This window comes from Xenorhabdus szentirmaii DSM 16338 (genome assembly GCF_002632585.1).
Taxonomy (GTDB): Bacteria; Pseudomonadota; Gammaproteobacteria; order Enterobacterales; family Enterobacteriaceae; genus Xenorhabdus; species Xenorhabdus szentirmaii.
This window is the reverse complement of record NZ_NIBV01000002.1, coordinates 833,249-857,433: the sequence shown is the minus strand read 5'-3', so window position 1 is coordinate 857,433 and position 24,185 is coordinate 833,249. Positions and strand designations below refer to the sequence as shown.

Genomic DNA, 24,185 nt, shown 5'->3' with positions numbered 1-24,185 from the left:
TTAATAACCCAGTTCAAGTTTTTGTGCCTGAGCTGCAAGTTCTTGCATCGCAGCCAAACTATCGGCATCACGTTTCTTTTTGTATTCCATTAAGTCAGAAAATAGCACTCGACGATGTCTTCCCGTTTTATGGTAAGGCAATTGCCCTTCTTCCAATAACTTCACTAGATGAGGGCGAGAAACATTCAGTATGTTTGCTGCTTCTTGTGTCGTCAGTTCAGCATGTACGGGGACAATTTGAACGGCATTACCTGCTGCTAATTCACCCAGTATATCCATTAACATGGTTAATGCTGAGGTCGGTAATTCAATTGGGTGAAATGTGTTATCTGCACCTTTGATAGTGATCTGTTGGGTCTCTAATTGTGTAGAAAGAAACGCAGCCAGCTCTCGTTGGCTGCGCATTGCGATTTCAATTTCATGTTTTGCCGGAAGATTCAGGTTGGCCAGGTTTGCATTGCTCATATGTGTATACCTAATGTGTCAATCATTACAACAAGCTTAATCGAAATAAACGAAAATCGCAATAAACGAAACAAATAACATAGTGTTGTGTCTGTTAATAACGCTTTACAGTATTAATTTCAGTTCATGCCAGCCTAATGTATTCCAACACGCTGCCTCACCTGAAAAACAACATGCAGTGACAGGCAGTGATTCCCCGCACTTATCACAGTGTCGCTTCTGTAATGCCACTACCTGGCTTTTTAATGAACGGTCATCCATTCTGATTAACATGGCCAGATACTCGTTAACCTCATAAGGCTCTCGCCCCGGTCTTCGCAGGGTGCAATTGCGTTTCAGCATCGCCAGTTCCTGACTATCCAGCTGCAATTCTATTTTGGTCAAGCCAGCCTCCTGCTGGCGTTGACGTTGGGCGGCTTTACGTTCGGCGGGCGATTTAGCCATTGTTGGACGTCCTGAGCTTGTAAACCGAATTACGGGTTTGGATAAATCCATCAGAATTAAAACTGTGAATATTCTCAACCGGTGATGTGATGATTTCAGCCCCATCAAACCAGCGCTGATGAACATCATGATAAATGCGTCCACTCGCCCGAAAATCAGAGTTACCGTAGAGAATAAAGCCTGTCAGTTCGATTTCAGCCGTGTATGTAATCGCTTGGGTATTTAAACGCTTTTTCATCGTTATTTCCCCATTCTGTCATACACAAACCGGATTAACGCCAGCACAAGTAGGGAAACGGGAAAGGTCAGGATAAAAAGCAATACGAGCATATGGAGCCAAAACTCCTCATCAGATATCAGCTCCCAGTAACCGATAACCTCGTCTTTCAGGTAATGCAGATAATTGTTTGTCTGTTTCATTCGGTCTTGCCTCTTAAGGTTTCATCACATCACGCCAGTAATTCAGGCGTGTTTTAAAAAATTCCTGATACTTGTCAGAAGTCTGTTCAATCTCCCTAAAAATGATGGCCCGATTTATCTTCCTCAGTTTGAGCTGTTTGATTAACCGACTGGCCTTTAAATCCAGATTTTCTCGTTCTCGATATTCTTGTGGCCATAACCCCCGGTTGTGGGGTAACCCTGCGGGCAAATAGTCAGATTGTGTTTTCATGAATCAGCCCTGGCTTATACCTTCGACTCTGCCGCCAGACGTTTCATGATCTCTTTTTCTGTGGGAACGGGCGCAGCCATCACCTGTTTGTAAACGGCTCTCTTCATCGAACTATTGCAGGACAGCACATGCTGAACACGCTCTAATGGCATTCTCAGCAAAATGGCAATGCTGTTGGCACTGTATCCGAGGCGGGATAACTCATAAATGCCCTTGACGATTTTCCGCCCGTAATTGATACGTTCACCAATATTGACAATGGGTTCAGAAGCCATTGCCGGCAAGGAAACCTGAATAAGTTTCGGTTTAGGTTGGTAAGGCTGGCGGCTACGTGCCCGTGCAGCCTGATGATAGCTGTCGATAATACTGGCTGAGTGATCACACCCATCATCCGTAATATCACGTCGATCAAGGATCAGTTTATTGACATCGTTTTCGTTGCTCATGTGGTCTTGCCTCGTTGTTGTTTTTTTCGCTTTTGGTCAGAAAGCGTTTTTGCTATTGGCCAGAACGTTGCTCTTTCGCCACTTGTTCTGCGGCCTGTTTCCAGATCCCCCGCCAAGCCGCTAATGCCGGGACTTCACTCATCCGCCCTATTCCGGCTTTACGGGCCAGTTGTTGAGCCAGTTCCTGAATACGGTTTGTCGGCGTCCAGCCGGTGGAAAACAGCAATCGGAACGTGGCATCACGCTCCACGGTGTCAATGGTGATGGCCGTTTCTCCCGCTTTCAGCCAGCGACCATTAACACAAGGCGGACGCCCGGCCTTGTCCCATTTGCTTGCTTTGTCGAAATATTCCGTGCAGTTCTCCGGGCCAAACAGGGTTTTCGGGCGTAAATAATCCCGCATCTTGCCATCATCCCGCCATTTGGTGGTCAGGTAGTCGGTGATCAACATCAAGTCTTCCACCGAATAGCCATCTTTCAACCGTGCACGGATATACCCCATTGTGGTTTTACCATTGTAGTAGTTCGAATCAGTGACCTGATTGAAATAAACCAGAACTTGCCGGGCTGGGTCGTCGGGTTCGGCGAGAACCTGACAAGATTCTGTTGTACTCTCTGTAGTAATCTCTGTTGTAGTCTCTGTAAGATCAGACCAATTTGACCCATTCAGAACGGGGCATTCTGACCCGTTGGAGTGTTTCAATCTGCCCTTATCGATAAGGTCATTTTGACCTATTCGATGACTCACGTCCTGATTGTTCGATGGGGTCATTTTGACCTTATCGGCTAACAATGGATGTTCGTAATTTATTGCATAATAATTCGTCCGGTCGTGGCTGGATTTATTAATCTGCTCAATCTGCAACACGCCCAGCTTTTTCAAATTCCCCAGCGCCCGCTTGATGGTCGAACCCGATAAAAACGGGAATTGTTCCTGCCATTTTTCGACGGTGTTATAAATCCAGCGGCAACCACTCATCTCAACACCGGATGATGTCTCGGTCAGCCAGTATTGGATCTGCTGCAAAATAATGGCCTCGTTCAATCCCAAACGCATAGCCAACTCAGGAATAACCACCAGTGGGCGACTTTTTAACAATAACAAACTCATACCACGCCCTTACTTATTTTGGCTCTGTGATTTGACTTTTTGCTTTTTGTGTTGCTCCCAGTCAATCAGAGCCGCTTCCTTACGGCTTTCATAAATTTCTGCCACTTCATCAAGCGTGGCAGGCTTATCGTTTCGGCGAAAGCCATTTCGATAAGTGATCTTATCGATGGGTTTCATCATTGGTCTTGCCTCTCGCTAATGCACGTTGGTCAGACGTGGTTCTATTGCATTCAGTGCAGATACTGCGATTGCTATTCAGTGTGACATATCACGCCCTCCAAGCAAGGTTTCACTCATTGCTGCCGCAAACTCCCGAATTGCTACAGATGTCAGATAATTCAGGTCATCGTCGTTTGCCACCCTCGCCCGCCGTTCTGTCGGCAGTGCCGCTTCAATCGCTGGCAACAGTTCCGTGATTTTGCGTTGCGCCGCATTCGAATCACTGCGTAACCATCGAAAAATTTGCTGTCGATTATTATTTATCGCTTTCCAATCAGCATTACCCAATCCATCTTCAATCCGATGTAACCTAGATTGAGAACCACCACAATACAGCAGGAAATACATACGACTGATTTCAATGGCTACATGTTCCTAACCTCTCTCCATGGCCCAAGCCTCAACTTCAGATTTGAGCGTATTGATGCTTTGCTCCACGATTTTCGTCTCCTGTCGCAATTAATGTTGATTATTCAAAATCAGATTTCGGTAGCCTGTTCTGATAAGCTACGTCTTGTCGAACGATCTTCAGGAGGGAAAACATCATCAAGAGAAAATTCACCACCTAACTCATTCAATGCTAGTACTACAGCCGTAACTGCTCTGTAATCATAAGGTTATCCCTGCGGCGATAATGGCATTGTTGTGCACAGTATTGGTGTCGTCGTCGCCAAGATGACCAATGTAAAACCTGTTCGACGGTCTCTCCGGCCTTTTCCATCAATTTTGACAACAGCTTACGCAGTTCCGCCACACTGAGGGCTATCAGCCCCGTCGGCGTTTTTTTTCTCCCGTCTCCGTAAGACCGCCAGAACCGCATGGGCCAGTAGCGATAAGGTAATGTGTCGATACCCGCTATACCATTGCCGCACTTCATAATGATCCCGACCGCATTCTCCCTTCGTTTCTTCAAAACCACATTCCATTTCCCAGCGATAGCCTGCCACCTGAGCCAGGGTTTTCTCGGCGCGCATACACAACCTAGTAAGCCCGTGCCTGTTTTTCATCCCGGCGGCGCCGGACCAGCAAATAATGGCCATATTCCCGGTCTTTCTCACTCCGTTGTAAGCGCCAGAGTGGCACCAAAACCCAGTCATACTGACGTTCGCCTTTCGCTCCCCGCCCCGCAGAATGTGGTTCCCATTGTGGAGGCGTCAGGCTGTCCACAATGTGGTCCGCTCTGCGATAGGCCGGCCCTTGCCACCACAACGGTTCATTTTTGGGGATCGCCAGTACAAAGGGTTGATATCGGGACTCCAGCCAACAGCGCAGGCGACGATCCTGACCATAAACGGCATCTGCCGTCACCCAGCGACAGGGCACACCGGCCTCTAATGCGCGTTCCAGCATCTGCCGGGCGAGTTGCGGTTTAGTGGCAAAGGTGATCGGGTCAGGAATACCCGCGGCTTCACAGCGAGGCCGGTCATCCGTTCAGGGTTTGGGCAGGTATAACGCCCGGTCAATAAAGGCATGACCGCCCTGACCGGCATAACAGAGAAAGACGCCTATCTGGCTGTTTTCGACGCGCCCGGCGGTGCCACTGTATTGACGCTGAACCCCGGCAGAATGCGTGCCTTTTTTGATAAAGCCCGTTTCATCCACAATAAGTACACCCTGTTCATCGCCCAGATGTTCTGTCACATAATCCCGCAGAATATCGCGGGCGACGTCGACATCCCAATGAACTCGCTCCAGCAGATGCTGAACGCCATCAGGCGTGCGTTCGCCTATCCATTCCGCCAGTTGCCAGCCATTTTTACGTTCAACGTCACTGAGCAGCCCCCGGAGATAAGCGAGGCTGCGTTGTTGTGGGCCGGGATGGTGAAACAAGGGAGCCAGACGGGTATGGAGTGAGAGAAGTGCCTGTTCCCAGGCATTGGTCGGTGAGTGCATTGAACACCTCCCCGTATTTTCAGGAAAAAAATGTCAGGGCTATCATGCCACAATGGGGCGTACGGCTGTAGTACTAGTACTACAGCCGTAAAAAAACCCACCGAAGTGGGTTCTTTTACCCCGAGTCGCCGACCAAAGCTATCGGGAGTGCTTGGGGTGGAGACCAATCCGCCCCAAGAGGCAAGACCAATGATTACTCATCGATCCACGTTAATATATAGGAGTTGCTATGAAAGCACAACCGAAGACGTTAAATGTCACCCTTTATGTTTATGCCAAAGAGGGTGTTGATAAGCAGATTGAGTTCAACACCCTCACTTGTGTATCCCCTAATACAATCTATTGGGGCGCGTTAGTCTCTCAGTATGATGTGGAAATCCCTCTCCCATCAGTCAATAAATCTGATCTCATTCATGCGCAGATCAATGCCCTCGAAGCCGAGAAAGAAAAGGTGCTGGCCAATGCACAGACCGAAGTAAACCGGATTGAAGACCAGATCCAATCACTGCTGTGCATCGAAGGCCAACCCGTTTCAGTTTCCGATATGGAACTTCCTTATTAACCAAGAGGTAAGACCCATGACCACTTATATTTGTGTATTTGAGCCAACACCAGCGACTCAGGAAAACAGTGCGGTAGCTTTGGCCACCGCCATTGAAGCCAATACCCTCAAAATGGCAAGTGCGATGGCCATTGTACTGTTAGGGGAAGTATACCCTGATGACATGGATAAATTTAATACTGACACACCGATTGTCTGTGAAGATCGCGTTGGCTCACCTCGCCCTCCCATTGGTGCATTTGATGAAAAATTTGCGATTGAATATGAATTCAACGGCACAACATGGCAGGCCAGAACCCTAGAGCCTGCGAAAAGTCCAGCCATAACGGCCCGTGATTTTGACCACACTTACGCCACATTGGATCTGGAAATCGCCCTGGCTTTGCTGGATGGGGATTTCCACTGCTGGGCGATTATGTCGCACAATATGCAGGCAGCCAAACAATTGATAGCCGACAGCGATGAAGCATGGCGACGCTGGTCTATGGCATTTCGTATCAGAGTCAACGCCCTCTCTATTCCACGGGAAACCCTTTTCAGAGTCGTGCGTGAAGGTAAACGCCGCCCTGAACTTCTGACTGATACCGATGCAATGAAAGGCTTTTTGGATGGCTTTTTAGGTGATGGCAATATTCCCAATGAGTTCCCGAATATTTCTGAAGAGATCTCCTCAACACCAAATACGGCTGCGACGGACGTAGCTGCAAATGAAGTTGAAGCCCAACAAGCAGAAGCTATACCCGAAAAACCGGTAAAAAGCGAAATCAAACCCCGCAAGACCAGAAAAACTAAACAAGCCAAAGAAGAGAACATCATCACAGAAGAAACCGCACAATCAGATACGGCAGAGAATGAGGCTATACCATTACCGCCTGTCAGTGGCCAGAACATTAATGATGATAACTTCCAGCATCGCGCCAATTTACTGGAAGACACCATCAAAGCACAAGGTGACGAACAGCAAGCCAATCTGCGTATCTGGAAAGCCGTTCAGCGTACCGACCCCCGTTTTACCAAACCGCTGGAAGGTGTGGGCTATACCGGCACCAGTATCAACAGCAACTATATGTTGATGCGGGCGACTGAAATATTTGGCCCTGTGGGTGAAGGATGGGGTTATCAGGTACTGGAAGAGAAAATGATTAACGGTGCGCCAATTTCCGAACCCATATATGACGCCAACAACAAACAAACCAGTTTTCGTCTATTGCGTGATGCTGATGGCTCATTGATATGCGAAAAAAACCATTCAATCAAGATCTTATTTTGGTATCTGATTGAAGGAGAAATTCGGGGTGAAATTGAAAGCTACGGCGCAACACCTTATCTCTACAAAAGCAAATACGGCATAAAAACGGATGGTGAAGTCATTAAAAAAAGCCTGACCGATGCCATTAAAAAAGCCTTATCCATGCTGGGTTTCAGTGCCGATGTCTTTATGGGCATGCACGATAACCCTGAATATCTGGCAGAGAACAAAATTGAATTTGGTATTAAGGCCGCCAGTGACAAAGCCGAAGATCTCACCCGTCTCCGCAAGGAACTGGACGAGAAGTTTACTCGCAACACCGAAACCATGAAAACAGCGGTAACTAAAAATGAACTGAGAGGCATTGCTTCCACGCTGACCCGTGAAATCACCGTACATTTAGATAACGCGAAGGCCAAAGGCGACAAAGATTATGAGAAATACCTGTCCGGTCGCCTGCGACGTTTAAATGAAATCGAGAAAGACTGTTTAACTCAATTAGAAGAGGCAAACCAATGACCACAACCGCCATTGCACTGGCAGCGGACTATGATCAGCTGCAAAAATTAATCGAAGCCGGGGAATTCTCTCCGGAAGAAATCGCCGACACCCTTGAAGGGCTGGAAGGCGCTTTGGGTGACAAACTGGATGCGGTAATGATACATGCCCGTAACCTTGAGGGTCAGGCCAGAACGCTGGACGACGAGGCCAAACGGTTGGCAGAACGCAAGCGTTCCTTTGAAGGTCAGGTTAAACACCTTAAAAAATATATTCTGGACTGTTTACTGAAAGCGGACATGAACAGCCTGAAGACTACTAAAAATACCTTTAGTGCACGTCCGGGCGTTGCTAGGGTCATTATCGATAACGAGATGTTGTTACCTGATGAATTGGTCGATGTCCAGACCATTACCGCACCGGATAAGAAAGCGATTAAAGCCGCTATCGAACGGGGTGAAACCGTTCCGGGTGCCCATATCGAGATTGGGGAAAGAAGTTTACAGGTTCGCTAACACCGTTAATCAAACTGTGTCCGGTACGCCGGATATTGAGGAGGATATGATGGCAGCAAAACTCGAAGTCAGCATTTTTTATAACGAAGAAATCGCACAATGTGAAGTGACTTGGTCAGCAGACAGAACCGCCGATTTTTCACCCATGGAGCGGGACACATTGGAACAATTGAAACACGCTCTAATGACACAACTCGGTTCTGGTGTCCATAGCGGTCAATTGCATTAACAGGAGGGTCTGATGAAAAACAATCTTGAAGATCTGCACAACCACCTATTTGCCCAGTTAGAACGCCTTTCCGATGAAAGCTTGCAAGGTGAAGGGTTAAAAGACGAAATTTCACGCGCAAAAGCGATTTCTAATGTGGCAAGCCAAATTGTAGAAAATGGCAGATTGGCGTTAAAAGTGCAGAAAATGTTAGGCGATAACGAAATCCAGCATGCTCCCAAATATCTGGAGGTTAAATAGTGGCGCGCTTTGTCTATACCCCCGCAATGGAAAACTGGATGCGGCAACATTATTTATTGCGGCTGGGCAAACTTACCCCAGCCTTTAATCAGCAGTTTAACGTTACCCGTTCCCCGGACGCCATCAATGCATTACGTAAGCGTTTAAAATTAAAAACAGGCCGCAGTGGATGTTTTACCCAAGGCCATTCCCCAGCCAATAAAGGTAAGAAGGGGTTAACCGGGGCAAATTCAGGATCATTCAGAAAGCATCATCGCCCACATAACTATCAGCCTATCGGCAGTGAGTCCTGCACCAAGGATGGGTATATCAAAATAAAGGTGGCAGACCCCAATCAATGGGTACTTAAGCATCGGTTAGTGTGGGAACAACACCATGGGCACATTCCTAAAAGCAGCGTGATTAAGTTTATAGATGACGATAAACAAAATTGCGTCATTGAAAACCTGCTGCTGGTCTCTAAACCAGAACATGGCGTGATTAACCGATACTATCCTCATGTGCCCGCTGAATACAAACCGACCACTGTTCAGCTCGCACGATTAAGAATAGCGATTAGCAAAAAACAAAGAGGCAAGACCCATGCTTAAACATCAACATAAACGTTACCAACCCATCAGGCTCACCCTGCCCGATGGCACAAACGGCCTGATCATGGCTGACCGGCGCTGCGCTGTCTTCTACGATTTTCCGCCTGAAGTCAAAATCGAGCCAGCGAACCACCATCAGAAGGTGAAGACCGACAGCACATCTTCCTCCGGTAAAACTGATTAAGCCTAATCAGAAAATTGGCTACATAATGCCTAGCATGATGGTACATCCCCCACACGGAATACCATCATGCAACCTTGGCAACCCGGACAACAACTATTAACTGATTTCGATATCAAATTGGGACGATTAGCGGCCAGTGTCAAAAACACACCTTGCGGTCAGGCAGATATTGCCCACGCCTGCAACACCGCTGATCAGCTCATTCTATCAATGATGAGGCAAGACCATGAAAAACCACTGCGACATTATCACCGATAAGGAACTGGAAGAACTGACCGGTTACCAGATCCCATCCAAACAGTGCGAATCACTGACCAGACACGGCATTTTCTTTATCATGCGGCAAGATGGTAAACCCAGAACAACGTGGAAGCACTTTAACCATCCCTTGACCGTTACACGCCACGCTAACCCTGCGGAAGTGCCCGACTTCGAGAGTATGTAATTATGGCCAGAACAAGGAAGAACCCCGCTGATGCGAAATTACCCCAGCGGGTTTATCGTGGAAAGACCAAATATGAATTTCATCCGGCCAGAGGGGGATCAATCTCCCTCTGCCCTTTGGATGCTCCGCTTTCGGTTATCTGGATGGAATACGAAAGAATTCTCTATGACATGTCACAGAAGGAAGATACGGTTTCAGAGTTAATCAAACAATTTCTGCTTTCAACCACTTTTCAAGATTTGGCGACCGAGACCAAAAAAGACTATCAGAAATACGCCAATAAGTTGCTGCCGGTCTTCGGGAAAATGTCACCGGACAATGTAAAACCTGAACATGTCAGAAAGTATATGGATAAACGGGGGCTTAAGAGCAGAACACAGGCCAATCGCGAGAAAACGTTCTTCTCCCGTGTTTACAAATGGGGATATGAGCGCGGCATGGTGAAAGGTAATCCGTGTACCGGTGTGAAGCAGTACAAAGAGAAAGCGCGGGAACGGTATATCACCGATACAGAATATACTGCCCTTTACTCTGTTTCACCTACCATTGTGAAAATGGCAATGGAACTGGCTTATTTATGTTGTGCACGACAAGCCGACGTTTTGTCACTCACCCGCTCACAATTAATGGAACAAGGGATCTTTATCCGCCAAGGTAAAACGGGTAAACAACAAATTAAGGCATGGACAAAACGCTTAGAGGATGCTGTGAAGCTGAGTGAAACATTAATTACCGACCCCGGTATTTTTAGCATTTATGTCATTTGTCAGGCTTCTGGTCATAAATATACTCGTGATGGGTTTAACAGCCGCTGGAAAAAAGCCAAGCAGCTGGCGAAAGAAACCTTCCCTGAATTGGATTTTAATTTCACCTTTCACGACCTAAAAGCAAAAGGAATTTCAGATCTCGACGGAACACTGGCAGAAAAACAGGTTATTTCCGGCCATAAAAATATTACCCAAACCGCAAGATACAACAGAAAAATTGAAGTTGTTCCGGTTGTCGGCGGACAACGGACGAAATGATATTAGGAAAGAATATTAGGAAGATATTAGGAATGTGATTTTCATCAAAGAAAAAAGCCACCTTGAAGGTGGCTCTTTCTAACCCTAACTCGCTGTATTACCGCAAGTTTTTATATGGTGCCAGGGCGGGACTAGTAAAATAAGTTAGTTAATTGAATTAGTTGAATTTATTTTTACTTATTGATTTTATGCCCCTTTTTGTGCCCCTTATCGCTTGTTCTCCTATATCTTAGCAATCGCATATCATTTTAGTAAATTTTTCTTCCGCTAAATTGATACAGTAATAATATATTAAACAGAATCAATACCTATGCCATTTCTAAAATAGAAAGGAAGATCATGAAGCTTTGAAAAAGACCAATCATGGCTATTGTCTAAGATAATATTTGGTAATTCAATATCACCATCTACATCATAGATTGGATCATTAGAAATCAACTCTGATACTTCATTAATCACTTTTGAAAGAGATTTCAAATGATTAACAGTAAATTCACAAAATATGATAAAAGACTCTAATAATATATCATATTGTTCTTCTATCATACTATGATTTTCTTTATCATCGCCGTTGTCATTTTTTTTATTGAAAATAATATGATACTCTTCACTGGAAAGAAATTCATCGAAGTAATCTAGAGGTAAGAAATCTTCTATATTGAAGATAGATTTCAATTCTTCAATTCCACTTTTTAAAGCATTAAAGCCTTCGTAGTAATTAAAGTTTTTTTCATCTAATTTTATTTCCACATAGCCTTTTTCCACTGAAAAACAACAATCAAAAGACGTTAACGCCTTAGTCACTTTCTCTATGCTACTATTCATTTTCTCTGCAAAATCAAGATTTAGTTTTGGTTCAAAACTATCCCTTAATTCATTGTTTTTTTTATACATCTTTGAGAATAATCTTTTAGGTGATTTAATTATTACATTTTCATTGACTCTATATTTATTGAAACACTCGATGTCACCTGTAATTTTTTTAAAGTACGAAACATATTTTTCATGTTTATTTTCGACGGAGTAACAATTAATAATATTTATATCCATTAGTCCTTCAAGGATATATTTATTATGAGCATAAAAAGCATCCATATTGTTCTTAAAAGATGTTTTTTTGATCTGCTCGTCTGTTTGTATAGTTCTGTGAATATTTGATATAATAACTCCAAATACCGGAGATAAAGCCAAAATAGCTAATGGGAGTTTACTTATTTCTAGAAAAGTACTGAATCCTTTTTCATCTAAACGTATATTGTAACCTGTCCATACAAAGAGACCAAATGTAAAAAAAAGAATAATTGGTAAAGTCACAGAAAACCAAAAAAGATTTTGTTTATCTAATCTCTTTTCATTTAACGGGTATTTTTTAATCATAAAAACAAAAGAAACTATAATAATAGAAATTATAATAAAAATAATCGTTATGGGTGCGCTCATGTTTTCCTCCAAAAGATTGCACTAATTATTATAATGCTTCATTTCTTAAATATAGCATTTTTCATAGATATTATAGAAATTCATCCCATATAAAAATTTAATAATCAATGAGTTCTTGCATATTAAAAAAACAAACTAATATTTTTAATATTCTTAAATAAATATTCTATAAAAAAGCACAAATAATATGAAATTTGTGCTTATCATAAATAACATATAACAAATTTTAAATGTAGCTCTTATAAAATTTTGTCACGAAATTTACGCTCAATAATCTGACCGTTCATATCAAAATATCGACTAGGCCAAATTTCTGAGGGATGTATTCCAAGATAGTTAGCAATAATCCATTCACCTTTAGGCCACGGTCTACTAAGAGTATTTGCCAATGTAGATGAACTAAGCCCGGCGTTGCGAGAAACAGCCGCTAAGGTTGTACCACGCTTACGTAATGCAGCAATAATATCGGCTTGATGCCAGTCTTTTTTAATTTCAATCATCTGCTACCCCTTCCATTAATTAATCATTGATGGTGGCAATCCAGACGGGGTTCGCAGTACCGGTGCATACTAACCGGCGAGGCCGAAGCCTCCCCCGTCTGAATCACCATTGAAAAGGCGATAACAGACGCACTGATAGAAACTTCCTACCAGTGAAAGTATGCTTACAAGGCTGCGAAACCCTGACCATTAGATTTTGCCAATGGTGGAGATACTTTAACGAATTGTTTTATCTGGTTCAATAAGCGAATCAGTAAAACAGCTTAACTTTTTACGTTATATCCCATTGAACATGTTAAGGTGCTCTTGCTGCTCTTCACTTAAGCTAAACGCAAACTCTTCATGCTCTATCTGCCATGTGCCAAAACTCATCAGGAACGCAATCACAGGGTCGATTTTATTCGCTGATTTTCTCTTGTTCGGTTTGATATTAGCGTTCGCGTCGGTTTCCATCACCACATTGGACATTGCCCACGTAAGCACCGGATCGCCATTGTGACGAATAACTTTGCGGTTAACGAATACCTCGGCAGATTTCGCCACGGGGCTAAAGCGCATATAGGTTTGCGGGAACGGCTCAACATCCAGCCCCACGCCTTGTAATTGGGTACGTAGATGCGTGGCATTCCATGTGTCAAAACCCACCAGCTTGATATCAAACTGCTGGCTGTCGTCGAGAATATCATCACGGATACAGTCATAATCAATGCAATCGCCTGCGGTGGTACGTATCCAGCCTGCTTGCGCCCATTGTCGATACACAGCCCGATTCTTGTTGGCGGGGTTTTGTAACTGCGCTTCGGGTAAGTAATGACGGGTCAGTAATAACAGTTCATTATCCACGGGGAACGTGTAACAGAGACTGGTTATATCACCTGTTGAAGATAAATCCAGTCCGGCGTAACACTCCAGCCCTTTGAGATCATTTTCATCATAATCAGTCTGGCAGGCTTTCCATGCACCTTCACCCAACCACGGGGTTTCACCCTGACACCAAATATTAAAGCGTTTGGTTAGCATTTCCGTCCATTGTGAGGGAATGCCTCGCGCTTTCTGGATTGTGTCATGCAAGGCGGCACTGTCTACCGATACATCAAGATTAGGGTTAGCTTTTATCCAAAGGGATTCATCATCAATCTCTTTCTCGTCGTCCAGTTCGTAAATCAGGGCAAACAGGGATTCGTTCTGTTCTTCGCCATCCAGTATCTGGCAGCAATAATCATAATGCTGTTTACAGGCTGAAATAACATTACTGCCTGTAAACAGCATTATCAGGGTGTAAGTGATATTCATCGACAATTGCCAAACTGGGGTTTGTACCCTCAATCGTAGCGGCTTTGGCGGCCAATGGTTTTAACAAACTGTTAGTCTTTGGATAAGTAACTTTGTGTTGCTGGATAGCTACTCGTTTTTTCAATGGCTTTGATAACAGGCTCATCTGGCGGGCATCATCAAACACAATTCGCGCCTGATCACGGCTTACGGCGGCGGTGTAAATATCCTGCTGGCCTTGTTCCATCACCAGAAACCAGTTAGCCAGTATTGCAGCCACCGTCGATTTCGCATTTTTGCGTGGCACCTGAATATAAGCACTGCGGTATTTTCTACGTCCGGCCACTTTCACTTTGAAGCCAAACAGATTCGCAAAGGCGAACTGCTGCCACGGCTCAAGCATGATGGGTTTACCGCGCAAATGGCCTTTGACATGCGGACAGACACGGGAAAAGGCAATAAACCGTGCTACAACCTCCAAATCAAACACATAAAGCGGGTTATTCAGGTCGTTAAAGTAGCGTTTAACGGCCTGTTTTACGCGCTTACAGGCCGGAATTTTGCCGTTTTCGATATCAAAAGCGTACTGTTCCCATGCGTTCATAGGCGATCCAGCTCGTCTTCTTCCTCGGTTTCCACCGGATTTTTACGCCGTGACACGGGGTCAAAACCCAGCAACGACGACATTTTTATCATGATTTTCTCGGCATCGGCTTTAGCGCTCAATGATGGATTTCGGCTTTCACTGCCCTGACTGTTTACAATGCTAAAGCCCCTGATATCAAGGTCTGCCACGGCTTTTCGGTAAATGGCATAGTTCACGCAATACAATTCTAAATTGTTCCAGTCAGCGGCGTTCAGGTCTTCCCGCTCAGCTAAAATTTTACCTTTGGCCTTCCATTGGCTGGCGGCGATATCATTAAGGTAAGTAGGCGGTTTTGGCGCTCTTGCCATGATTGTTTTCCTTGTCGTTTTATTTTCAAAAAAACTGCCGTGCGTAAAAATTGAAGGAGGGGGCGGTTCCGCTGGGAGGGGCATTTGTCATTTTTGATACCCCCACCCCGTTATTTCGTTTCGTTATTATTCTTTTGATAACCAATCACGATACCTTGTCGCTTCGGTTTCCTGCTCTCGATAAGCACCCTGCTTGCGCTTTGCTTTGGTCATGGGGTCTGTCTGTACGGTCTTGCGGTTATGGCAGGTCTGGCATAATGCTTGATGGTTCGATGCAGGCCAGAACAGCACATCAGCATCACCCTGTATCGGGATGATGTGATCTACAATGATGGCAGGCGTGTAAATACTTTGCTGTAAGCAATGAGCACATAATGGGTTGGCTTTCAGGTAGTGCAGCCGATAGCGTCCCCATTGATTGCTGTAGCCTCGCTGGGTTCGGGTGCCGCGTTGCTTGTCCTGCTGGCGTCTGGCTTCCCGCTGGTGTTGTTCGCATCGGCCTGATTTCACCCGCTCGCGGCAGTGTGGATAGCTACATCGCTTTAAGGGCTGCCACGGCATCAGTAGACTCCCACATCGCGATAGACTGACCACAGTGATTTAATGGTAAACGGGACTTCTTTTAGCTCAATATCCGTTGCCATTTCCCGATTTTCATACAGCAACCCGATATAAAGCAGGCAGCCTACTTTGATTGCTGGCGTAAAAGCCAAGCCATTATCAAACCGCTTACCGATATGTTGCTGACAGACTTCCAGCGCGGCTTCGGCATACGCCATTAATAACGCATCATCAAGGGCGTCGCTTTCATCAATCCGGCAATGTTGTTTGATTTCACTGAGGGAAATTTCAATATCAGACATATTTCACGCCTCCCTTGCAAAGCAGTTCCAGACGGGAGTGTTTCGGATCAGGGATAACGGCAACAATGGCAAAGCTCTTACCGTGGGTGCTGGCACCTTGATAGATAATGCGATTTGTTGTGGTGATATCATCACGGTAACGCAGCCAGATACGCACGGTAGCTTCGGATAGCACAGCACCGGAGGCGACCAGTTCCCGCCCGCTAATCGGCTGTACTTCTGCCCAAACGTCAGCAACATCCACCCATTTGTTTATCACCGACCCCATCGGTGAGCGGCTTGATTCGTTTTTCTGAAGGGTGATTCGGTGCCTCAACCTGCCTGCTCTCATGCCTTGTTCTCCACAGGTTTTTTCACTTCAACCGTTTGTTTCCATGCCTGACTGAATTCATCACCGCCCTCACGGGGCGATAATCCCTCACGTTCGCGGGCTTCATTCGGTGACATGACACCGGATTTAATCGCCGTCTCATAACTCTGGAAACGTTCTTTCGGATTGGCACGCAGCAAATCGGCAGTATCAAATTCCACTTGATAACGCATACCCCGCTTTGGCGAAGTCATCAGCAAGGCCGCTTTGATTTGTTGTTCAAAATTGGCAAGCCACGGGCGCATAGTGATGGTCAGAAAAGCGCGGGAGGCCTCGCTAAAGTTGCTGTAGGTACTGTTCGAATATTCTTGCAGAAAGATCGGGCTGACATTGAACATACGGGCGATATCGTCAATGGTGAAGCGACGGGAGGCCAGCCATTCCGCATCTTGGTTACTCATGCCTAGCTGCTGGTATTCCATCCCGCCTTCAAGAATCGGCGTTTTCCCTGCATTGCGAGCACCCTTATAACGTTCGAGGGCTTCCAGTGCCTTACTTCCCTTGATCCCATCCAGCCAGTCAGCGGCTTTAATCACCCCCGCCGCCATCATGCCATCTTTCATAATGCTGGCGCCGTGGCGCTGTTGTGCCAGCCCCAAACCCAGAGTTTCACGGCAAACGGTAACAGGCGATCGCCCAAGAAAACCATCTTCGGTGGCATAGCGCAGATGCAGCACTTCCTCCTGTAAATAAGTTCTTACCTTGCCGCTATAGGGTTCTGTGATAGTGTACGCAAACCGGTGATCGGATAATCGTTGGGGTACAACCGCTGACGGCGGATAAGGGTGCAATGATTGTGGCTGACCATCCTGCCCCCAGACAATCACTGCATACGCATTGCCATTCAGCAGACAATGACGCATCAGGGTTCTTTTGAACTGGTACGGTGTCTGGCAGTCATTCGGACATTCATTCAGCAAGTAATCAACGGGGTGATCGCTCAACCATTCGCGGGATTCTTTGCTGTTCTGGTGCTGAACCCGATAGAGATAACAAGGCATGGAGGCTACCGCTTCACTAATGACGGTAACCGCGTTCATCACGGCGGGTAAACCTTCTGCCGTCGAGGGGGAAACATGTTCGCCCGATTTGGTATTAGATATGCCTGCCAGAGAAAGAAACTCATCAATACCCATGCTGCGGGTTTCAGGTGTTTTACGCTTAAAAGGCCACATCATTACACCTCGGACAGTTGCAACCAGTAATGACGCAAATCCACAAAGCAGGGTTTAGCGGCATTCAGTGAACGCTTGGCAATCTCAACGCCACTTTCAGGATAGGCAGGTAAGCTGGTTATGGTGATTTCCCGTAATTCAGCCTCCAATACTGTTCTGATATAAGGTGTCTGACTGGTATCCCACTGATCTTTAATGGCACGAAAACCAAAGGACATGCCTTGTATATCCCCGCGTTCAACCAACGTGAGCACATCGTGCCCCAATTGCGTATCTGGCGGGGTTAACTCGAAACGTAATCCGGTGGCATCTTCGACAAGTTGCAATGTGCTGGACGTGGTACGGCCTAACAGGTTTATCGGATCGTGCTCGTACAACGCTCTGATATCAGCGCCTGCCGCTAAACTGGCGTTAAATGCATTCGGTGCGAATTGTTCGATAAACTCATCCCACAGCACGTGTGATCGGCTGTTCCACTTAATCACATAACCTGTCAGCATCTTATTGCGGGCAGACAGTGAAGCTGTGCGGATTTCAAAATCATTCTTCATTGATGGACTCCAAGGCTTGGAAAGGGCGCGATACCCCTTCTGCTTAGTTGCTGGATGTTTTCACTTCCAGTACCTTAATCGCGTTGGGATCCACCAGCCCGCCACCCAGATATTTATCGGTATGAACCTTATAAAATCCCGGCTCGGTGATATTGTCAGGACGGGTACGAATGCCCGTTTCATGGTCAACAATGAAATAGCCGCGTTTGAAGTCACCCAGACCGATCACACCCTCCGGCATAAATTCGAGGTAATGGACAGGCAAGCCCAGCAGCATATCCGGATCACCCGCCTGTAAACGTTCCCGCCAGATATAGTCGCCATTGCCGTTTTTCAGCTTCTGCACCTGCGCGGCTGTACTGGAGTTCATCACCCAGACTGAATTTTTACGATACTTGTTCTTGAGTAGGAACTTAAGGTCAATCAGGCTATCGGCGGAAAGCGCGGTAACTTCCAGTTTTTGCAATGTACCAAATGCACGTACTTTGTCAGCTTGGGTATCACGGGAATAAGACAGGAAGCCCTTCGCTTTCTTACTGCCGTCACCGGTCACGAGATCCGTTTCTTCGGTATCAACAAATGTGTCTGCAATTTCGGAAGTCAGTCAGCCTAAGATATCGACATCGCTAAAATCGATAATTTCTTGGGTGGTTTTGGGGTAGGCATAAATGGGGAACAGCTTTATGCTGACTTCTTCCATCTTCGGTGTCGTTGTCTCACTGCGTGCCTTGCCTTCTTCTCCGTGTGCCACGGCAGCGCCACCGACTGAAATCAATTGCTTATATTCGTTGCTACGTGTGGTTTTTACCGTACAGATCCGGCGCATGACTGACTCATCAGTCAGTTGTTGCATGATTTGTTTGTTCAGCTCAGGGATAACGGTATAGCCCCCCTCAGACGGAACACCCGTAGACAGGGAGCGAGTTTCACCAGTCAGAACATAGTGGCGTAATTCATCATTGCTGAGTTTTTTGCTGGTCGGTTGGCTTTTTGCCTGACTGCGTTCTTCATCAGCTAAAGACTCATAACGGGCAATTTCAGTATTCAGCGTGTCGGACTGGCTACGCAGTTCGTCGAACTCTTTGGCTTCATCGACATTGAGCGAGCGTTTTTCGTTTTCAGCTTTGGTGAGCAGTGAACGCATTTGTTGGGTTAAATCGGATTTTTTCTGGCGTAATTCGAGTAGTTTTTTCATGGTGTTTTTTAATTAATTTATTTTTCGATAAACAAACTTTTAACACTATGAAAAATAATAAGAAAGAATCCTGATTATGTTTAACAAGCATACAAAAGCATAGATATTGAATATCTATCAATAAGGTATCGAAAATTAATAAGGTGCAATATTACTAAGATAATTTAGAGCTGGTAAATTACCATTTGTTATAATTCCAACCATTCATTGCTTAATGCAAAAACAAGAAAAGTCTTATTTTTATCATATTAAAAATTAGAATATAATATTTTTATAAAGAAAATATCCTTTACCATGAACCAATCATATTTATCGTCTAAGATTATGATTGTACCTTACGAAAATATTGATATTTACTAATATATAAAGTGGTTATATTATCGTATCCACAGAATTTTGGGTTGAGGGTTGAACAATTGGTTTGTGTTGAAATTTATCTACACATGCATTTTGCGTAATGTTGTATGTATAAAATATTATAGCGCACTTAACTAAATGACAGGAGTCCAAATGACTAAAAGAAGTGACATACAAAATGGGCGATTGGTTTATACAGAAAAATTAGGGTGGTTAGATTTGGGTCATGCTAATGGTGATGACGCAAGGAAACTAATGATTTCTCTTGCTTTGGGGGATGAAACAACTCATAAATCGCATTTTATTGTTAGATATGTCCAATATATGGGCAAGGGACGTAACTATGGAACATCGATAAAAACAAGATGGAAAGTTAGAAAGGGTTTATCTTTACATGATAAAAAAAGAGTTGCTCTTACTATTATGATGTATACAACTCATTCATTTGAATCATACCAAGATTCCTTTCCTTTTACATTAGTTTCGGATAGTGGTTATAGTGGTGAGGACTTGATTTCTAACTTATTCGGTTTTTATCAGGCAATTAATGATATAAAATACTTACCCCAAGTCGGGGTGGTGAGTAAAGAAAAAGCATTCAAGCGATGGGATTACTACGGAGCTATAGGAAAATATAAAAATAAATCTTTTAAACCGCTATTATTTCCCGACCCTGAAAAATACCCCAACAATACAATTCCTTATCACGTTCCCTTGCCAAGTTTTCTGGATACTATAAAACCTATAAGTAATATAAGAACTAGTCAAGATGTGACTCTCATTGAAGATGCAAGTTGGGTTAATATAGGTAAAGAATATGCTGGGATTGCGGTTGAGTAATTTTATACGTATATGTATAGTTATATTTTCTTTAATTATTGGCATTATTTTTTTTATTGCCTCATTAGCTAATGTCAACGTATCATATACGAAAAGAAATTTCATTTATTATTATATGTTTACCTTTAATGAGATTAAGAATGCGCCTTTGATTTCGAGTGATTACATCATATATTACGACTCCCCAGACGGTAATAATACAATGACTAACGAAATCACCTTTTCAAATGTAAAATCTAATCGTTTGGTAGAATTAATAGAATATACTGAAAATATGGGTTTTAAAAAATACTTCGATAAGTATTGGGGAGATGAACGCTGGCGCAAAGATGGTACTACTATAAGTATAAAACAAAATGATACTGACCGTACCATTTTGTTTTTGGTTGAGAAGAATTAAAATACATTCTCTTCTCTTATACTGTAGCCTGATGTGCCAGCAATGTGATGTGTCCATGTTATGCTATCATATGAAATTGTTATACTTTCATATGGTTGCATATCATTGTGGCTTAGTGAATTAGGATAATGGCTGGAGATGTTTTTTATAGTGGCATTCGTTAATTTGATAGAATAAAATTTTTCCAATCCCCCTGCTGAACTATTTCTATAGATTTCAAGTAAACAATCTAGATGTTCATTATTTGATATGGAAACCCCTAATAATGGAGATGATTTATCGATTGGTTTTGCTATTACTATAGGGTGATGGTTTACATTCTGTTCTCTATTAATATCGTGGTCTATAGAATAAACCAATATTTTATCCTTGTTTTCCTCTTGGTATTTATTACCAATTGAATCATAAGTTGAACAACCTGCTGAGATCAATCCTTGTTTTTTACCATTTAAGGTCATGTAAATAATATTAGCCATTTCGTTTCCTTTTGATTTTATAACAATAAAGCACATAGTTATTTATCTGCCTGTCACTGTCAATAGCTATATCCCTAATTTTCCATGAATAAAAATAATAATGATAAAAACTATAACATGGTAATTAAAAATCCTATGACTCAATGAGTCATATATACATTAAATTAAGTGACATTGATTATCCTAACATAAAAAACATGCCATTAGACAGCCTATAAAAACGATTATTTAGTTTGTTAATTTGAATTATGCTTTGATATATATCAAAACATAAAGATATTTTTATCTACTAATTGCTTCCTTAAACAGAAAAATGAGCACGTTAAATTAGAATATTTAGTTTTCCTACCAGAGATATCCCCTGAAAATCTTTTTCACCCTCTCAGTTATGCACCCTCTGCACAATACCCTGAAAGCCTTGCTACATATGGGTTTGATGCAATTAATATGATATTCACTGACTGTATCATCTGTTCACCCACTTTTTAGATTAATGAAGAGAATGTAGAGTTGATGTATAGTTAAAAAATAACTATACATCTATTATTTTCTTTTAAATACAGATAGATAATTGAAATAGTGTATGGAATGCAGACTTAAAGCCAAAAGTTTTATATAGGTGACGTGAAATCTCGACGCTCAGGCACTGACGGTAGCCATTCTTCGGCTTCTTCTGATAATTCAACGTTGTAGGAAAAGCCTTTCTTGGTTCGCACTTTTCGGTACTCTTTTCGGTACTCCAGCATAATCTTGGGGATGGATTCACCAAATTTTGTTAGTGTCAGCGGACGTTCAAAGCCGTGTGCTTCCATAAAAGAGAGATAGGCGTGATACAAGTATAATCTCGGTGCGCGTGGGTTGATGTTCTTATTGCCCATCTTCATTCCAGTTGCATCATTGACAGACACCAGGTAATCGCAAAAGCGATACAACGGATCGGAATGACTTTTTACCGTTAACGCTTCGTTCGAGTCGCGTTGCGCCTGTAGCAGTTTTTTAGCCTTATTCTGGTCGGCAAATTCTGTTAATAAATGACGAATAATCACTGAAAGCTCCCGACTGATTTTCTCCGTCAATTGTGGGTCTTTCTCCGATTCTTTGACTGGAATATTAAACGGAAATATCACCCGCCGCCGTGCTATACCGCCATTGCGTTCTGTAAAACTCATCGGTTCGTTATTGGTGGCTAGTACGACAGCTTTAATAATCGTTGAAAACTGCTTCTCGTATTTTCCGTCAACTTCAATCAGGTCGCCGCCTGTAATGGCCTTAATGCTTGCCCCTTCACCGACATATTTAACCTGATCGGGCAGCGTAATTAAGCTCTTGCCGACAAACTGATAACGGCCTCTGGCTTCATCCAGTGCTCTCATATTGCCACTGGCGGTGTTATGTTCGCCTGCCAATAAGGTAGCGATATAAGTAAACACACTTTTACCGCTACCACCTTCGCCTGTCACTTCAATAAAGAGCTGCCAGTCATAACGGTTTGCCAGAATCATAAACAGGGCAGCTTTGATACGATTCATTTTGTTTTCATTCTGACCCGCTGCATGGGATAACCAGCGGTAAAAATCGGGGGCATGGTCTGGTAAATTTTCACCGACAACAGGCAGTGTGAATGCAATGCCGTTATGATTAATTAGCCAGTGTTCCGGCTGGAGTGGGGTAAATTGTTGTGTCGATAGCTCATACACACCATTACAAAACCCGATTAAATCCGACCGTTGTTCGCCAATGACCGGAATTTGTAATTTCATGGCGCAGATAGCGTTATTGATCCCGTTTGGGCTGTACGGAGTGTCGTGCTGGTCAAAAATTGCCACCATTGCGCGACGAAGCTCGTTATCTGACAGGGTTTCCCATGTTGTGCCGTTATAGTGATAAACTGCTTCGCTTTCAGCATGTACCGCGATTTTTTTGTAATGCTCAACCAGCAATGCCCCGCGCTGACTGGCTGCCATTTGTGCCAGATTGTTATTGGCCTTTTTGGGCTTAGTTTCGTGGATCACTGCCGCTTCTGCTTCCATGAGTTTTTTCTCTCCAACCTGATATAATCCGTTGCTGAATGCCTGCCTTGCTGCCTCTATGCCGTGACGCTGACGATAATCGTCCCAGTCGGCTTTATATTCCATTGGCGGTAACGTTACCCAGCCATTAATCGCTTTAGCGGTCTTTTCTGCCGCTATTTTGCCCACATTCTTTTTGAGCTTGCCGTTTTTGTCCCGTTCGCCTTGTGAATGCCAGTCATTATCGGCAGCAAGAATGATTTTCGATTCAGGCCACTGTTTTCTGACCAATTCGGCTACATTCAGTAAATTACTTTCATCAATGGCAGCCAGTACCACGCCCTTATGTAACTGGCTAGCAGTGAGTGCTGTCGCGTAACCCTCTGTAATGATGATGGTGTCCGGCGTTCCGGTAATTTCAGATACCGGAATAAAACTCCCTTTCTTCTGCGTGCCGGAAACAAGGCGTTTTTCGCCGTTAGGCTTGATGATTTGTGCGCCCGTATTGGTATCGCTTAGTGTCTGAGTCACCAATAATAGAGAACCCTGTAATAACCGCTGATTGGGGTATTGCAGCTCCTTTTTCACCAAATACTGAGATTCTCCCCTTATCGACTTTTCCACCAGCACCGCGATCCGTTCTGCAATGGGTTTTACTGTTCGGGGCTGCTCTTTGACTGGTTTGAATATAGGTTCAGGTAACGGCATTGCCAGCACATCAGCAACCTGCTTAGCCGCTGCCAGAATAGTGATGCCTTTAGCTCTCGCCACTAAATCCAAACCATCGCCATGATTGGGCTGGTCACACTGGCGACAATGCCAATCGCCGTGATGGTTATCATCTATAAAATGAAAACGGTCAGTACCGCCGCATATCGGGCAAGCACCATGCTTACTCTTTGCCGGAACATCAACGCCACAGGCTGGCAACAAGCTTTGCCAATGATTCATAGCTGATTGTTTCACTGTTCGGATAATGTTTATCGGGTGGGTTTCTA

The 24,185-nt window shown here is 44.1% G+C and carries 30 protein-coding genes and 4 pseudogenes; 12 read left to right on the top strand and 22 right to left on the bottom strand.

The genetic code is table 11. The features are described 5' to 3' along the window. The 10 genes and pseudogenes from Xsze_RS13920 to Xsze_RS22795 form a co-directional block, all read right to left on the bottom strand. Complete coding sequence (locus Xsze_RS13920; RefSeq protein WP_038240761.1) at positions 1-465, bottom strand: helix-turn-helix domain-containing protein; 465 nt, start codon at positions 463-465, stop codon at positions 1-3. 105 nt (positions 466-570) lie between these two features. Continuing rightward, a complete protein-coding gene (locus Xsze_RS13915; protein WP_038240762.1) occupies positions 571-909 on the bottom strand; it encodes a hypothetical protein in 339 nt (112 codons plus the stop codon). Then, positions 902-1,147: a hypothetical protein gene (locus tag Xsze_RS13910; protein ID WP_038240763.1), complete on the bottom strand. Its 246-nt coding sequence runs from the start codon at positions 1,145-1,147 to the stop codon at positions 902-904. Before Xsze_RS13910 ends, Xsze_RS13915 begins: the two co-directional genes overlap by 8 nt. 2 nt (positions 1,148-1,149) lie before the next feature. Beyond that, positions 1,150-1,329, bottom strand: coding sequence for a hypothetical protein (locus Xsze_RS13905; protein WP_038240765.1), 180 nt, complete (start codon positions 1,327-1,329; stop codon positions 1,150-1,152). 13 nt (positions 1,330-1,342) lie between these two features. Continuing rightward, positions 1,343-1,579 (bottom strand): hypothetical protein, encoded by a 237-nt coding sequence (locus Xsze_RS13900; RefSeq protein WP_099138212.1) that lies wholly within the window; start codon positions 1,577-1,579, stop codon positions 1,343-1,345. 14 nt (positions 1,580-1,593) lie between these two features. Continuing rightward, a complete protein-coding gene (locus Xsze_RS13895; protein ID WP_038240767.1) occupies positions 1,594-2,025 on the bottom strand; it encodes a hypothetical protein in 432 nt (143 codons plus the stop codon). A gap of 52 nt (positions 2,026-2,077) precedes the next feature. Further along, positions 2,078-3,136 carry a conserved phage C-terminal domain-containing protein gene (locus Xsze_RS13890; protein ID WP_038240769.1) on the bottom strand — a complete coding sequence of 353 codons (1,059 nt, stop codon included), beginning with the start codon at positions 3,134-3,136 and terminating at the stop codon, positions 2,078-2,080. A gap of 9 nt (positions 3,137-3,145) precedes the next feature. After that, the gene (locus Xsze_RS22215) at positions 3,146-3,316 is read right to left on the bottom strand and encodes a hypothetical protein (protein WP_156935906.1); all 171 of its coding nucleotides are present in this window, start codon (positions 3,314-3,316) and stop codon (positions 3,146-3,148) included. A 75-nt stretch (positions 3,317-3,391) separates the two neighbouring features. After that, positions 3,392-3,793 (bottom strand): annotated as a pseudogene (locus Xsze_RS13885) (toxin YdaT family protein). A gap of 299 nt (positions 3,794-4,092) precedes the next feature. Next, positions 4,093-5,248, bottom strand: a pseudogene (locus Xsze_RS22795) (IS701 family transposase). A gap of 229 nt (positions 5,249-5,477) precedes the next feature. Between Xsze_RS22795 and Xsze_RS13875 the strand changes: the two are divergent. The 10 genes from Xsze_RS13875 (at position 5,478) to Xsze_RS13830 (ending at position 10,785) form a co-directional block, all read left to right on the top strand. Then, entirely contained in the window at positions 5,478-5,810 is a 333-nt protein-coding gene (locus tag Xsze_RS13875; RefSeq protein WP_038239647.1) for a hypothetical protein, read from the top strand. Positions 5,811-5,826: 16 nt separating this feature from the next. Then, the gene (locus tag Xsze_RS13870; RefSeq protein WP_038239644.1) at positions 5,827-7,578 is read left to right on the top strand and encodes an exonuclease family protein; all 1,752 of its coding nucleotides are present in this window, start codon (positions 5,827-5,829) and stop codon (positions 7,576-7,578) included. Beyond that, positions 7,575-8,072, top strand: a complete 498-nt coding sequence (locus Xsze_RS13865; protein ID WP_038239642.1) for a siphovirus Gp157 family protein — start codon at positions 7,575-7,577, stop codon at positions 8,070-8,072. Before Xsze_RS13870 ends, Xsze_RS13865 begins: the two co-directional genes overlap by 4 nt. A gap of 49 nt (positions 8,073-8,121) precedes the next feature. Beyond that, a complete protein-coding gene (locus Xsze_RS13860; RefSeq protein ID WP_038239639.1) occupies positions 8,122-8,301 on the top strand; it encodes a hypothetical protein in 180 nt (59 codons plus the stop codon). 12 nt (positions 8,302-8,313) lie between these two features. Continuing rightward, complete coding sequence (locus tag Xsze_RS13855; protein WP_038239637.1) at positions 8,314-8,541, top strand: hypothetical protein; 228 nt, start codon at positions 8,314-8,316, stop codon at positions 8,539-8,541. Further along, the gene (locus Xsze_RS13850) at positions 8,541-9,131 is read left to right on the top strand and encodes an HNH endonuclease signature motif containing protein (RefSeq protein WP_038239635.1); all 591 of its coding nucleotides are present in this window, start codon (positions 8,541-8,543) and stop codon (positions 9,129-9,131) included. The genes Xsze_RS13855 and Xsze_RS13850 overlap by 1 nt, the downstream gene beginning before the upstream one ends. Beyond that, positions 9,124-9,315, top strand: coding sequence for a hypothetical protein (locus Xsze_RS13845; RefSeq protein WP_038239633.1), 192 nt, complete (start codon positions 9,124-9,126; stop codon positions 9,313-9,315). Before Xsze_RS13850 ends, Xsze_RS13845 begins: the two co-directional genes overlap by 8 nt. A 66-nt stretch (positions 9,316-9,381) precedes the next feature. After that, entirely contained in the window at positions 9,382-9,573 is a 192-nt protein-coding gene (locus Xsze_RS13840; protein WP_071991800.1) for a hypothetical protein, read from the top strand. Next, positions 9,542-9,760, top strand: a complete 219-nt coding sequence (locus Xsze_RS13835) for a DUF4224 domain-containing protein (RefSeq protein WP_038239630.1) — start codon at positions 9,542-9,544, stop codon at positions 9,758-9,760. The genes Xsze_RS13840 and Xsze_RS13835 overlap by 32 nt, the downstream gene beginning before the upstream one ends. A gap of 2 nt (positions 9,761-9,762) precedes the next feature. After that, positions 9,763-10,785, top strand: coding sequence for a tyrosine-type recombinase/integrase (locus Xsze_RS13830; protein ID WP_038239628.1), 1,023 nt, complete (start codon positions 9,763-9,765; stop codon positions 10,783-10,785). Between the two features lie 291 nt (positions 10,786-11,076). Here the strand turns inward: Xsze_RS13830 and Xsze_RS13825 are convergent, their stop codons facing one another. From Xsze_RS13825 to Xsze_RS13780, 10 genes and pseudogenes are all read right to left on the bottom strand, one after another. Next, positions 11,077-12,225, bottom strand: coding sequence for a hypothetical protein (locus Xsze_RS13825; protein ID WP_099138214.1), 1,149 nt, complete (start codon positions 12,223-12,225; stop codon positions 11,077-11,079). Between the two features lie 239 nt (positions 12,226-12,464). After that, positions 12,465-12,725 carry a helix-turn-helix domain-containing protein gene (locus Xsze_RS13820; RefSeq protein ID WP_038239623.1) on the bottom strand — a complete coding sequence of 87 codons (261 nt, stop codon included), beginning with the start codon at positions 12,723-12,725 and terminating at the stop codon, positions 12,465-12,467. A 276-nt stretch (positions 12,726-13,001) separates the two neighbouring features. Then, a pseudogene (locus tag Xsze_RS13815) lies at positions 13,002-14,601 on the bottom strand (terminase large subunit). Continuing rightward, positions 14,598-14,951, bottom strand: a complete 354-nt coding sequence (locus Xsze_RS13810; protein ID WP_038239621.1) for a phage terminase small subunit P27 family — start codon at positions 14,949-14,951, stop codon at positions 14,598-14,600. The pseudogene Xsze_RS13815 and the gene Xsze_RS13810 overlap by 4 nt, the downstream one beginning before the upstream one ends. A 126-nt stretch (positions 14,952-15,077) precedes the next feature. Continuing rightward, positions 15,078-15,512 (bottom strand): HNH endonuclease signature motif containing protein, encoded by a 435-nt coding sequence (locus Xsze_RS13805; protein WP_038239619.1) that lies wholly within the window; start codon positions 15,510-15,512, stop codon positions 15,078-15,080. After that, positions 15,512-15,814, bottom strand: coding sequence for a head-tail connector protein (locus tag Xsze_RS13800; protein WP_038239616.1), 303 nt, complete (start codon positions 15,812-15,814; stop codon positions 15,512-15,514). Before Xsze_RS13800 ends, Xsze_RS13805 begins: the two co-directional genes overlap by 1 nt. Further along, positions 15,807-16,145: a phage head closure protein gene (locus Xsze_RS13795; RefSeq protein ID WP_038239614.1), complete on the bottom strand. Its 339-nt coding sequence runs from the start codon at positions 16,143-16,145 to the stop codon at positions 15,807-15,809. Before Xsze_RS13795 ends, Xsze_RS13800 begins: the two co-directional genes overlap by 8 nt. Beyond that, entirely contained in the window at positions 16,142-17,359 is a 1,218-nt protein-coding gene (locus Xsze_RS13790) for a phage portal protein (RefSeq protein WP_408673126.1), read from the bottom strand. The genes Xsze_RS13795 and Xsze_RS13790 overlap by 4 nt, the downstream gene beginning before the upstream one ends. Before the next feature lie 2 nt (positions 17,360-17,361). Continuing rightward, on the bottom strand, positions 17,362-17,910 hold the full coding sequence (locus tag Xsze_RS13785) for an HK97 family phage prohead protease (RefSeq protein WP_038239610.1): 549 nt from the start codon (positions 17,908-17,910) through the stop codon (positions 17,362-17,364). A gap of 43 nt (positions 17,911-17,953) precedes the next feature. Next, positions 17,954-19,105, bottom strand: a pseudogene (locus tag Xsze_RS13780) (phage major capsid protein). Between the two features lie 510 nt (positions 19,106-19,615). On the opposite strand from Xsze_RS13780, the gene Xsze_RS13775 reads away from it, so the two are divergent. After that, entirely contained in the window at positions 19,616-20,302 is a 687-nt protein-coding gene (locus tag Xsze_RS13775; RefSeq protein WP_038239608.1) for a hypothetical protein, read from the top strand. 202 nt (positions 20,303-20,504) lie between these two features. Beyond that, complete coding sequence (locus Xsze_RS22790) at positions 20,505-20,702, top strand: hypothetical protein (protein ID WP_244431818.1); 198 nt, start codon at positions 20,505-20,507, stop codon at positions 20,700-20,702. Here Xsze_RS22790 and Xsze_RS13765 read toward each other — a convergent pair. After that, on the bottom strand, positions 20,699-21,178 hold the full coding sequence (locus Xsze_RS13765) for an Hcp family type VI secretion system effector (protein ID WP_038239603.1): 480 nt from the start codon (positions 21,176-21,178) through the stop codon (positions 20,699-20,701). The two genes, Xsze_RS22790 and Xsze_RS13765, sit on opposite strands and share 4 nt — an antisense overlap. Positions 21,179-21,789: 611 nt before the next feature. Beyond that, complete coding sequence (locus Xsze_RS13760; protein ID WP_244431820.1) at positions 21,790-24,138, bottom strand: primase-like DNA-binding domain-containing protein; 2,349 nt, start codon at positions 24,136-24,138, stop codon at positions 21,790-21,792. Positions 24,139-24,185: the final 47 nt, after the last annotated feature.